The organism is Actinoallomurus sp. CA-150999 (assembly GCF_050942425.1).
In the GTDB taxonomy this organism is placed as follows: Bacteria; Actinomycetota; Actinomycetes; order Streptosporangiales; family Streptosporangiaceae; genus Actinoallomurus.
Genome location: NZ_CP192063.1, coordinates 10,500,131 through 10,513,029, shown reverse-complemented (window position 1 = coordinate 10,513,029; position 12,899 = coordinate 10,500,131). Strand labels below are relative to the sequence as shown.

General features: G+C 67.7%; 7 protein-coding genes. All 7 read left to right on the top strand.

The window, feature by feature from the left end; all coding sequences use genetic code 11:
* Positions 1 to 36: 36 nt before the first annotated feature.
* On the top strand, positions 37 to 1,080 hold the full coding sequence (locus ACQP2O_RS48485) for an MCE family protein (protein WP_433176438.1): 1,044 nt from the start codon (positions 37 to 39) through the stop codon (positions 1,078 to 1,080).
* A gap of 19 nt (positions 1,081 to 1,099) precedes the next feature.
* A complete protein-coding gene (locus tag ACQP2O_RS48480; protein ID WP_433176436.1) occupies positions 1,100 to 2,365 on the top strand; it encodes an MCE family protein in 1,266 nt (421 codons plus the stop codon).
* The gene (locus tag ACQP2O_RS48475) at positions 2,362 to 3,795 is read left to right on the top strand and encodes an MCE family protein (protein ID WP_433176434.1); all 1,434 of its coding nucleotides are present in this window, start codon (positions 2,362 to 2,364) and stop codon (positions 3,793 to 3,795) included. The genes ACQP2O_RS48480 and ACQP2O_RS48475 overlap by 4 nt, the downstream gene beginning before the upstream one ends.
* The gene (locus ACQP2O_RS48470) at positions 3,759 to 4,283 is read left to right on the top strand and encodes a hypothetical protein (RefSeq protein WP_433176432.1); all 525 of its coding nucleotides are present in this window, start codon (positions 3,759 to 3,761) and stop codon (positions 4,281 to 4,283) included. Before ACQP2O_RS48475 ends, ACQP2O_RS48470 begins: the two co-directional genes overlap by 37 nt.
* Positions 4,280 to 4,900 carry a hypothetical protein gene (locus ACQP2O_RS48465; RefSeq protein WP_433176430.1) on the top strand — a complete coding sequence of 207 codons (621 nt, stop codon included), beginning with the start codon at positions 4,280 to 4,282 and terminating at the stop codon, positions 4,898 to 4,900. Before ACQP2O_RS48470 ends, ACQP2O_RS48465 begins: the two co-directional genes overlap by 4 nt.
* 357 nt (positions 4,901 to 5,257) lie before the next feature.
* Complete coding sequence (gene rpoB / locus ACQP2O_RS48460; RefSeq protein WP_433176428.1) at positions 5,258 to 8,728, top strand: DNA-directed RNA polymerase subunit beta; 3,471 nt, start codon at positions 5,258 to 5,260, stop codon at positions 8,726 to 8,728.
* A 139-nt stretch (positions 8,729 to 8,867) separates the two neighbouring features.
* Positions 8,868 to 12,743, top strand: coding sequence for a DNA-directed RNA polymerase subunit beta' (locus ACQP2O_RS48455; RefSeq protein WP_433176426.1), 3,876 nt, complete (start codon positions 8,868 to 8,870; stop codon positions 12,741 to 12,743).
* Positions 12,744 to 12,899 lie beyond the last annotated feature (156 nt).

The following is a 12,899-nucleotide window of genomic DNA, read 5'->3' as shown; positions in this document are numbered from 1 at the left end:
TCAGGTGAATGAGGCAGCGACGAGGGGAGCGCGGCGGTGAGAGTCTCCTTCCGCGACCGGGATCCCCTGGTGATGGGCGTCGTCGGCATGTCGTCGGTGGCCGTACTCGTGTTCGCCGCGTTCAACCTGACGATCTTCGAGGGCGGCACCGTCTACCACGCGGCGTTCACCGAGGCCAGCGGGCTCAAGCCGAACGAAGAGGTGCGCGTCGCCGGCGTCAAGGTCGGCAAGGTCAAGAGCGTCGGGCTGGAGGGCGACCACGTGAAGGTCGCCTTCACCGCGAACAACGTCCACTTCGGCACCCAGTCGCAGATCCGGATCAAGATCTCGACGCTGCTGGGCGCGCACTACCTGGAGGTCGTGCCGAAGGGTGACCGGCACCAGTCCACGCACGCGGAGATCCCCACGTCGCGCACGGCCCCGTCGTACGAGGTCGTGCCAGCCCTGCAGGACCTCTCCGGTCAGCTGCAGAAGGTCGACGTGCCACAGCTCGCGAAGGCGCTCGACACGCTGGACCAGACGCTGAAGTACTCCCCGGACAACGTGCGCCGCACGCTCAGCGGGCTGCGGAAGGTCTCCCGGGCGATCTCGTCCCGCGACGACGAGCTGGGCAGCCTCCTCGGCCACACGCGCAGCCTGACCGGACTGCTCGCCGACCGCAGCGGCGACCTCGCCCAGCTCGTCTCTGGTGGCGGGCTCCTGCTGCAGGAGCTCAACGACCGGCGCCAGGTGATCACCTCGCTGCTGTCCGGCACGGTCAGCCTCTCCAACCAGATCACCGGCGCGATCGAGGAGAACCGCGGGACGCTGAACCCCGCGATGGTCCAGCTCCACCGCGTCGTGAACATCCTGCAACGCAATCAGGGCAACATCGACAAGTCGCTCAAGACCCTGGGTCCCTTCGTCACCGTCTCGGCGGACGCCACCGCCCAGGGCCGGTGGTTCGACGGCTACCTGCAGAACCTCATCCCGCTCCCGGTCGCGATCGGCCCGGCTCAGCCTCCGATCAACGACCAGAAGAGCGGGACCGGGAAGCGCGCCCCCAGCGGCACGAGCACGGCGGGCGCGGGCCGTGAGTGAGATGAGAGGTACGAACGAGGTGTCTCGATCGGAGCGGCCGACGCGACGCGGGAGAGCGACGCGGATCCTCGCCGCGGCGCTCACGCTGACCGCGGCGGTCTCGGGCTGTTCGTTCCGCGGGGTGTCGTCGCTGCCGCTACCCGGCGGGATCAACACCGGGTCCGACCCGTACGACGTGAAGATGGTCTTCTCGAACGTCCTCGACCTGGTGCCGCGGTCGCAGTGCCGGGTCGACGACGTCCCGGTCGGCCAGGTCACCAAGATCCGCCTGGTGAACTGGAACGCCGAGGTCACCTGCCGGCTCCGCCGCTCGGTCGACCTGCCCGGCAACGCCGTCGCCACGATCTCCCAGACCAGCCTCCTCGGCGAGAAGTTCGTGGCGCTGTCCGCGCCGCAGGGGCAGACAGCGCAGGGCAAGCTGACCCAGGGCGCGGTGATCCCGCTCGAGCGCACGACCCGCAACACCGAGGTCGAGGAGGTGCTGTCGGCGATGTCCATGCTCATCACCGGCGGCGGCCTCGAGCAGGTCTCCACGATCAACCACGAGCTCAACGCCGCGATGCAGGGCCGCACCACGCAGATGCGCGACCTGCTCGACCGCGTGAACACCTTCGTCGGGACGCTCGACCGGCAGAAGGCCCAGATCGTCACCACGATCGACAAGGTCGACCGGCTGGCCGCCACGCTCGCCCGGCACAACCAGACGATCGCCGACACGATCGACAGCACTGGCCCGGCGGTGAAGATCCTCGCCGAGCAGCGGCAGGACCTCACCAAGCTCCTCGTGACCATGGATCGACTGGGCACCGTGGCCACCCGGGTGATCAACCGTTCGCACGACGACACGGTCGCCAACCTCAAGTCGCTGCAGACGGTGCTGCAGAACACCGACAAGGCCAGCAGCGTCATTCCGAAGGTCCTCGGTGGCCTGTTCACCTTCCCCTTCCCACAGACGGTCTCCCAGGCGCTCAAGGGCGACTACGGCAACCTGTTCGCCACCCTGGACCTCAACGTGGGCAACATCGCGCACAACTTCCTCGCGGGCACGGCGCTCGACGGCGCGGCCAAGACGGCCGAGAAGCTGCAGGCGTCCCTGCCGGCGCCCCGCACCGCCGTCCCCGACAATCCGCTCGGTGTCCTCCCGCAGGGCGGAACGGGCGGGTCCGGCCAGAGCGGGACCGGCGGCTCGCAGCAGGGCGGTGGCGGCATCCTGCCGCCTCTGGGCATGCGCGGCGGCGCGCCAGGCGACGACCTGGGCGCCGTGCTGAGCGGAGGCACCGCATGATCATCAAGCGTGGCGTCAAGATCCAGCTGACGATCTTCGCGATCATCACGGTGCTGACCATGGCCTACACCCTCGTGAACATCATCGGGATCGGCCAGTCCGTCCTCGACCTCCGCTACCGCGTCTACCTCGACATGGCCGACTCCGGCGGCATCTTCACCAACGCCGAGGTCACCTACCGCGGGGTCACGGTCGGCCGGGTCGGGCCGCTCAAACTGACGAAGGACGGCGTCCGCGTCGAGCTGCGCATCAACCGCGACACCAAGGTCCCGGACAACGACGTGCAGGCGTACGTCCTCAACCGGTCCGGCGTCGGCGAGCAGTACGTCGACCTGCGCCCCGCCGGCAACGGCCCGTCGCTGAAGAGCGGCGACACCATCCCGCGCAGCCACACGCACCTGCCCGTCCAGACGTACGAGCTGCTGCACAACATCGACGCGCTCGTGCGTACCGTGAACCCCAAGGACCTCGGGACGGTCATCGACGAGCTCGACAAGGGCCTGTCGGGCGAGGGCCCGGACCTGCAGTCGCTGATCGACTCCAACAAGAAGATCCTGGCCGCGCTGAACGACACCTACCCCGAGACGATCGCGCTGCTCAACAACGGCCGTACGGTCCTGGACACGCAGGTCGACGAGGGGTCGGTCTTCCGGGAGTTCTCCGCAAACCTCGCCTCGCTGACGGCCGAGCTCAAGCGCGACGACCCCGACGTCCGCAAGTTCCTGAACGTCACACCGGGCGCGCTCGACCAGGGCCAGGACCTGCTCGACCGCCTCGAGCCGACCCTGCCCACCCTGCTCGCCAACGGCTCGGTGGTCGGGTCGGTGCTGACCTCGCGCACGACGCAGCTGCGGACGCTGCTCACCACCTACCCGCTCATCGTCGGCGGCGCCTTCAGCGTCACCCCTGGCGACGGCACGGTGCACTTCGGCCTCGAGCTCAACTTCAACCAGCCGCCCGTGTGCACCGACGGGTACAAGCAGACGAAGGTGCGCTACCCGCAGGACATCCGGCCGGCGACCATCAACCCGAATGCCTCCTGCAAGGCGCCCAAGAACGCCACGACGGCCGTCCGCGGCTCCCGCAACGCGCCCCCGGCCGGTCCGTACCCGAAGCTGCCCGAGGGCGCGACAGACGGCGCCGGCTTCCCGTACGAGACCTCGAACGGGTCGAGTGGCGGGCGTTCGGACGCGGCGAAGCAGACGTCGGCGACCGGCGGGTCGTCGTCGACGGGAGGCGCGTCGGCGGGGACCCCCGGTTCGGGACAGGAGGCATCCTCCGGTCTGCAGACGCTGTTCGTCAGCGGCTACGATCCCCGGACCCGCGTTTACGTGGGGCCTGACGGTAAGCGCTATCGCCTGGGCAAGGTGAGTCAACTGACGGGAGACGCTTCATGGCAGACGCTTCTGCTGAGCCCGATCGTCGGCTGAGTCCGCGCCGTCTAGGGATCGCCTTCGCGCTGCTGGGGCTCGTTCTCGTGGCCCTCCTGGTGCCCGTGGGCTATTTCGCCGACAAGACGTACGCCGCGGACACCCGTAAGTCCGACATCGAGGCGGTGCAGACCGTCGCCCGCCGGGTGGTCACCAACTTCTACTCGATCAGCTATCAGAGCTTCGACGAGGACGCTCAGCGCGTGTACGCCGATATGTCCGACAAGTTCAAGTCGCAGGCCGTCCAGCAGCTCGGCACCAACTGGAAGCAGACGGTCGTGACCAACAAGCTGGTCTCCAGCGCGGCGGTCTCCGCTTGCGGGGTGATCAACATCGACGCCAAGTCGGCCGAGGTCATGGTCACCGTACGGCGGACCGCGCAGTCCGCCCAGGTCACGACGCCGTCCTCGACGTGGCAGAGCGCGCAGGTCCAGCTCGGCAAGATCGGCGGTCACTGGCGGGTCTCCGGGATGGGAGGGCTGCAATGACCGCGGTCACCAGGCGCAAGGACAAGAAGGCCGAAGAGGCCTCCACGGAGAAGACGGCGGCGAAGGGCGCGGCGCCGCGGTCGTCGGCCACCACGCCGCTGGTCATCCTGGCCTGTGCGGTCCTCGTCGCGGCCGTCGGCTGCCTGGCCCTGTGGCACCAGTGGAGCGAGGACACAGCGGCGGAGAGCGCCCGCGAGGACGGCCTGGCCGCCGCGCAGTCCGCGGCCAAGGACCTGCTGTCGTATAACTACCGGACGCTGGACTACGACCTCGGCAAGGCGCGCTCCGAGATGACACCGGCGATGGCGAAGTCCTACGACGCGTACTGGAAGATCTTCCGGCCGTCGGTGGAGAAGAGTCAGACCCAGGCGCTGACCCAGATCCAGGTCGCTGCGGTGACGCAGGCGACGCCCCATCGCGTTGAGGTGCTCTTCTTCGTCAAGATGATCTCGGTGAACGCCGCGCACAAGGAGCCTCAGGTCGACACGTCCTGGCCGCGGCTGCAGATGAAGAAGATCGGCAAGAAGTGGTTGATCGACGGCCCGCGGATGACCACCCCGCCGCCGTCGTCGTCGGGCCCGACCCCGGCGCCGAGTCCTTCCGCGTCGAAAAAGTGACGTTGATCCACATCCGAGCCGTCGCGCGGTCCCGCGCGGGGGCGGCCGGTGGCGTGCGCGTGGACGGACAGGTGCTCGCTTCCCCGTAAACTATGGGCTTCCTCACCCTCGCTCAGAGGGCGGAATGTCCATGTCTAGTCTTGACGTGGGGCCGCTGACGAGCGATGCTGCGGAGCAACTGTGATGCATACCGTGGCACTGCGCTCGACAGCGGTGTAGCGTTCGGCTACACTGCCCCTTTGCGCTGCCCTCTGACAATCCACACATCGACACCCCCGTTTCGGCGGGGTCCATCGGCGTGGATCGTCTGGCGTGCGCGCGTCGTCAGTCCGCCGCGAGCCCTCGGAAGGACCACTCTTGGCAGCCTCGCGCAACGCCTCGACAACCGCAACCGGTCCGAACCGCGTTTCTTTCGCGCGTATCAAGGAGCCTCTGGGAGTCCCGGATCTCCTCGCGCTGCAGACCGAGTCCTTTGACTGGTTGCTCGGTAACGAGAGGTGGAAGGCCCGGGTCAATGCGGCCCAGCAGGCCGGTCGTAAGGATGTCCCGACCCAGTCGGGACTTGAGGAGATCTTCGAAGAGATCAGTCCCATCGAAGACTTCTCCGGCACCATGTCCCTCTCGTTCCGCGATCACCGGTTCGAGCCGCCGAAGTACTCCGTCGAGGAGTGCAAAGACAAGGACATGACCTTCTCCGCCCCGATGTTCGTCACGGCGGAGTTCATCAACAACTCCACGGGGGAGATCAAGAGCCAGACGGTGTTCATGGGCGACTTCCCGCTCATGACCCCGCGAGGCACGTTCATCATCAACGGCACCGAGCGCGTCGTCGTCTCGCAGCTCGTCCGTTCGTCCGGCGTCTACTTCGACCGGGCCCTGGACAAGACGTCCGACAAGGACATCTTCGGCGTCAAGGTCATCCCGTCACGCGGTGCGTGGCTGGAGTTCGAGGTCGACAAGCGCGACAACGTCGGCGTCCGTATCGACCGCAAGCGCAAGCAGAGCGTCACCGTCCTGCTCAAGGCACTCGGCTGGGACGACGCGCGCATCCTGGAGCGCTGGGGCGACTACGAGTCCATGCGTGTGACCCTCGAGAAGGACCACACCACCGGGCAGGACGACGCCCTGCTCGACATCTATCGCAAGCTGCGTCCGGGCGAGCCGCCGACGAAGGAGTCCGCGCAGACGCTGCTGGAGAATCTCTACTTCAACCCGAAGCGTTACGACCTCGCCAAGGTCGGCCGCTACAAGGTCAACAAGAAGCTCGGCCTGGACCTGGACCTCGCCCAGGGCACGCTGACCGAGGACGACATCGTCACGACCATCGACTACCTCGTCCGGCTGCACGCCGGTGAGGAGGAGGTGACGGGTCCGGCGGGCCGCACGATCCCCGTCGAGACCGACGACATCGACCACTTCGGTAACCGTCGTATCCGCTCGGTCGGCGAGCTGATCCAGAACCAGGTCCGCCTGGGCCTGGCCCGCATGGAGCGCGTCGTCCGCGAGCGCATGACCACGCAGGACGTCGAGGCGATCACGCCGCAGACCCTGATCAACATCCGCCCGGTCGTGGCGTCGATCAAGGAGTTCTTCGGCACCTCGCAGCTGTCGCAGTTCATGGACCAGACCAACCCGCTCGCGGGCCTGACGCACAAGCGGCGTCTGAACGCCCTCGGCCCGGGTGGTCTGTCCCGTGAGCGGGCGGGCATGGAGGTCCGTGACGTCCACCCGTCGCACTACGGCCGCATGTGCCCGATCGAGACGCCGGAAGGCCCGAACATCGGCCTGATCGGCTCGCTGAGCTCGTACGGTCGGGTCAACTCGTTCGGCTTCATCGAGACGCCGTACCGCAAGGTCGTCGACGGCCGGGTCACCGAGCAGATCGACTACCTCACCGCGGACGAGGAGGACCGGCACGTCGTCGCGCAGGCGAACACGCCTCTCGAGGACGACGGCACCTTCGTCGAGAACCGCGTCCTGGTCCGCCGGAAGGGCGGCGAGGTCGAGTTCATCCCGCCGTCCGAGGTCGACTACATGGACGTCTCGCCGCGCCAGATGGTGTCGGTCGCGACGGCCATGATCCCGTTCCTCGAGCACGACGACGCCAACCGCGCGCTCATGGGCTCCAACATGCAGCGCCAGTCCGTCCCGCTGCTGCGCAGCGAGGCGCCGCTGGTCGGCACCGGCATGGAGTACCGCGCGGCCACCGACGCCGGCGACGTCATCACCGCCGAGAAGGCGGGTGTCGTCGAGGAGGTCTCGGCCGACTACATCACCGTGATGAACGACGACGGCACGCGCACCACCTACCGTGTCGCCAAGTTCAAGCGGTCCAACCAGGGCACCTGCTTCAACCAGAAGCCCATCGTCGACGAGGGCCAGCGGGTCGAGGTCGGCACCGTCGTCGCCGACGGTCCGTGCACGGACAACGGCGAGATGGCGCTCGGCAAGAACCTTCTGGTGGCGTTCATGCCGTGGGAGGGCCACAACTACGAAGACGCGATCATCCTCTCCCAGCGTCTGGTGCAGGACGACGTCCTGTCCTCGATCCACATCGAGGAGCACGAGGTCGACGCCCGTGACACCAAGCTGGGCCCGGAGGAGATCACCCGGGACATCCCGAACGTCTCCGAAGAGGTCCTGTCCGACCTGGACGAGCGCGGCATCATCCGCATCGGCGCCGAGGTCACCACGGGCGACATCCTGGTCGGCAAGGTCACCCCGAAGGGCGAGACCGAGCTGACCCCGGAGGAGCGCCTGCTGCGCGCGATCTTCGGCGAGAAGGCCCGTGAGGTCCGTGACACCTCCCTGAAGGTGCCGCACGGCGAAGAGGGCAAGGTCATCGGGGTCCGCGTGTTCAGCCGGGAAGAGGGCGACGAGCTCCCGCCGGGCGTGAACGAGCTGGTCCGGGTGTACGTCGCCCAGAAGCGCAAGATCACCGATGGTGACAAGCTCGCCGGCCGTCACGGCAACAAGGGCGTCATCTCCAAGGTGCTGCCGATCGAGGACATGCCGTTCCTCGAGGACGGCACCCCGGTCGACATCGTCCTCAACCCGCTTGGTGTGCCCGGCCGAATGAACGTCGGCCAGGTCCTGGAGACTCACCTCGGGTGGGTCGCCAGCCGAGGGTGGAAGGTCGACGGGGACGACGCCGAGTGGAAGCGCCAGCTGAAGGCCATCGGCGCTGACGCGGCCGACCCGGGCACCAACGTCGCCACTCCGGTGTTCGACGGCGCCCGCGAGGAAGAGATCACCGAGCTGCTCGACAGCACCATGCCGAACCGTGACGGCAACCGCATGGTGCAGAAGACCGGCAAGGCGCGGCTGTTCGACGGCCGCACCGGTGAGCCCTTCAAGGACCCGATCGCGGTCGGTTACATCTACATCCTGAAGCTGCTCCACCTGGTCGACGACAAGATCCACGCGCGTTCGACCGGCCCGTACTCCATGATCACCCAGCAGCCGCTCGGCGGTAAGGCCCAGTTCGGTGGCCAGCGCTTCGGTGAGATGGAGGTCTGGGCGCTGGAGGCGTACGGCGCCGCCTACGCCCTCCAGGAGCTGCTCACCATCAAGTCCGACGACGTCCTCGGCCGCGTGAAGGTGTACGAGGCCATCGTCAAGGGCGAGAACATCCCTGAGCCGGGCATCCCTGAGTCCTTCAAGGTGCTGATCAAGGAGATGCAGTCGCTGTGCCTCAACGTCGAGGTGCTCTCCAGCGACGGCATGTCCATCGAGATGCGTGACACCGACGAGGACGTCTTCCGCGCCGCGGAAGAGCTCGGCATCGACCTGTCCCGGCGTGAGCCGAGCAGTGTCGAAGAGGTCTGAGGGACGGGGAGCCGACGAGTGAACGACGTGGGGGGCGGCCCGGGCGCGCGACAGCGCCCGGCCGCCCACCCGCGGAGTAAGCGAGAAGGCGCCACGGACCTCGGAATCGGCATACGACAACAGGGGACTGGTTAACAAAGTGCTCGACGTCAACTTCTTCGACGAGCTGCGGATCGGCCTGGCCACGGCTGACGACATCCGGCAGTGGTCGCACGGCGAGGTCAAGAAGCCGGAGACGATCAACTACCGGACTCTCAAGCCGGAGAAGGACGGGCTCTTCTGCGAGAAGATCTTCGGTCCGACCCGGGACTGGGAATGCTACTGCGGTAAGTACAAGCGCGTCCGCTTCAAGGGCATCATCTGTGAGCGCTGCGGCGTCGAGGTGACCCGCGCCAAGGTCCGGCGTGAGCGGATGGGCCACATCGAGCTGGCCGCGCCCGTGACGCACATCTGGTACTTCAAGGGTGTGCCGAGCCGGCTGGGCTACCTGCTCGACCTGGCGCCCAAGGACCTCGAAAAGATCATCTACTTCGCCGCGTACATGATCACGCATGTCGACACCGAGATGCGTGAGCGCGACCTGCCGTCGCTGGAGGCCAAGGTCTCCGTGGAGCGGCAGCAGTTCGAGCAGCGTCGCGACGCCGACATCGAGGCCCGGCAGAAGAAGCTCGAGGGCGACCTCGCCGAGCTCGAGGCCGCCGGGGCGAAGGGCGACCAGCGTCGCAAGGTGCGTGAGGGCGCCGAGCGGGAGATGAAGCAGCTCCGCGACCGGGCGCAGCGCGAGCTCGACCGGCTCGACGAGGTCTGGAACCGCTTCCGCAACCTCAAGGTCCAGGACCTCGAGGGCGACGAGCTGCTCTACCGCGAGATGCGCGACCGCTTCGGCCGCTACTTCGAGGGCGGCATGGGCGCCGCGGCCATCCAGAAGCGCCTGGAGAACTTCGACCTCGACGCCGAGTCCGAGCGGCTGCGGGAGACCATCCGCAGCGGCAAGGGCCAGAAGAAGGCCCGCGCCCTCAAGCGCCTCAAGGTCGTCTCCGCGTTCCTCAACACCCGCAACAGCCCGCGCGGCATGGTGCTCGACTGCATCCCGGTGATCCCGCCGGACCTGCGCCCGATGGTGCAGCTCGACGGTGGCCGGTTCGCGACGAGCGACCTCAACGACCTGTACCGCCGGGTCATCAACCGGAACAACCGGCTGAAGAGGCTGCTCGACCTCGGCGCGCCCGAGATCATCGTCAACAACGAGAAGCGGATGCTGCAGGAGGCCGTCGACGCGCTGTTCGACAACGGCCGCCGCGGCCGGCCCGTCACCGGGCCGGGCAACCGTCCGCTCAAGTCGCTGTCCGACATGCTCAAGGGCAAGCAGGGCCGCTTCCGGCAGAACCTGCTCGGTAAGCGCGTCGACTACTCCGGCCGTTCGGTCATCGTCGTCGGCCCGCAGCTGCGGCTGCACCAGTGCGGTCTGCCCAAGCAGATGGCGCTGGAGCTGTTCAAGCCGTTCGTGATGAAGCGGCTGGTCGACCTCAACCACGCGCAGAACATCAAGAGCGCCAAGCGCATGGTCGAGCGGGCCCGCCCGGCCGTGTGGGACGTGCTCGAAGAGGTCATCACCGAGCACCCGGTGCTGCTCAACCGGGCGCCGACGCTGCACCGCCTGGGCATCCAGGCCTTCGAGCCGCAGCTGGTCGAGGGCAAGGCCATCCAGATCCACCCGCTCGTCTGCACCGCGTTCAACGCGGACTTCGACGGTGACCAGATGGCCGTGCACCTGCCGCTGTCGGCCGAGGCCCAGGCCGAGGCGCGCATCCTGATGCTCTCGACCAACAACATCCTCAAGCCGTCCGACGGCAAGCCGGTCACCATGCCGACGCAGGACATGGTCATCGGCCTGTTCTGGCTGACGACGGAGAAGGAGGGCGCCGACGGCGAGGGCCGCGCGTTCTCCACCCTGTCCGAGGCGATCATGGCCTACGACCGGGGCGACCTGGACATCCAGGCCAAGGTCAACGTCCGGCTCAAGGACGTCCCGCCGCCGCGTGGTTGGGTCGCCCCGGAGGGCTGGGAGACCGGTCAGCCGATCCGCCTCGAGACGACGCTCGGCCGGGCGCTGTTCAACGAGGCACTGCCGCCGGACTACCCGTTCGTCAACTACGAGGTCGGCAAGAAGCAGCTGTCGGCGATCGTCAACGAGCTGGCCGAGACCTACCCGAAGGTCGATGTCGCGAACGCGCTGGACGCGCTGAAGGACACCGGCTTCCGGTGGGCCACCCGGTCCGGCGTGACCATCGCGATCGACGACGTCATCGCCCCGCCGAACAAGGCGGAGATCATGGCGTCGTACGAGCGGCGGGCCGACAAGGTCCAGCGCGAGTACGACCGCGGTCTGATCACCGACGACGAGCGCCGTCAGGAGCTCATCGAGATCTGGACCCACGCCACGGCCGACGTCGCCAAGGACATGGAGGCGGCCTTCCCCGCCACCAACCCGATCTGGATGATGATCAACTCCGGTGCGCGCGGTAACCCGCTGCAGCTCCGGCAGATCGCCGGTATGCGTGGTCTGGTCTCCAACCCGAAGGGTGAGACCATCCCGCGGCCGATCAAGTCGTCCTTCCGTGAGGGCCTGTCCGTGGTCGAGTACTTCATCGCCACGCACGGCGCCCGTAAGGGTCTGGCCGACACCGCCCTGCGTACCGCCGACTCGGGTTACCTGACCCGTCGTCTGGTGGACGTCGCGCAGGACGTGATCGTCCGCGAGGACGACTGCGGCACCGACCGTACGATCAAGTTCGCGATCGCGACCAAGGGCGCCGACGGCACCCTCACCAAGGTGGCGAACTCCGAGAACAGCCTCGTCGGGCGCAACATCGCGAACGACGTCGAGGTGGACGGCACCGTCCTGTTCCCGGCGGGCACGGACATCAACGACGTGGTGCTCACCCGCCTCATCGAGGTGGGCATCGGCGAGGTGCGCACCCGCTGCGCGCTGGTCTGCGAGTCCAAGATCGGTGTCTGCGCGATGTGCTACGGCCGTTCGCTGGCCACCGGCAAGCTCGTGGACGTCGGCGAGGCGGTCGGCATCATCGCCGCCCAGTCGATCGGTGAGCCCGGCACCCAGCTGACCATGCGGACCTTCCACACCGGTGGTGTGGCGGGTGTCGACATCACGCACGGTCTGCCGCGTGTCCAGGAGCTGTTCGAGGCGCGCATCCCCAAGGGCGTCGCTCCGATCAGCGAGGTGGCCGGCCGGATCCGCATCGACGAGACCGAGAAGACCCGCAAGATCGTGGTCATCCCGGACGACGGTGGCGAGGAGATCGCCTACCCGGTGCCGATGCGGTCGCGGCTGAAGGTCCAGGAGGCCGAGCACGTCGAGGTCGGGCAGCAGCTCACCCAGGGCGCGATCAACCCGCACGAGGTGCTGCGCATCCTCGGCCCGCGCGCGGTCCAGCTGCACCTGGTCGACCAGGTGCAGGAGGTCTACCGCTCGCAGGGTGTGTCGATCCACGACAAGCACATCGAGATCATCGTTCGGCAGATGCTGAAGCGGGTCCAGGTGCTGGAGTCCGGCGACACCGACATGCTGCCCGGCGTCGAGCTGGTCGAGCGCCCGAAGTTCGAGGAGCTCAACCGCGCCGTCGTCGCCGAGGGCGGTCAGCCCGCGGTCGGCCGTCCGCAGCTCATGGGCATCACGAAGGCGTCGCTGGCCACCGAGTCGTGGCTGTCGGCGGCCTCCTTCCAGGAGACGACGCGGGTCCTGACGGACGCGGCGATCCATGCCAAGTCCGACCCGCTGGTCGGCCTGAAGGAGAACGTCATCATCGGTAAGCTCATCCCGGCCGGTACCGGCATGCCGCAGTACCGCAACATCCGGGTCGAGCCCACCGAAGAGGCCAAGGCAGCGGTCTACTCCGTCGGCTCCTACGACGAGGGCGCCGAGTACGCCTTCGGCCAGGGCTCCGGCGAGGCCGTTCCGCTGGAGGAGTACGACTTCGGTCAGTACAACCGCTAGTTTCCAGCCAGGCCAGGGGCCGCCTCCGAGTTTCCGGGGGCGGCCCCTGGGCCTTTTCCACCACAACCGCGTACGAGGTCGGTGATTTGCGGTCATGCCGGTGACCAGGCACTCTGGTGCGGTGAACCAGCGGAGGACGCATCGGCCGGTGGCCGA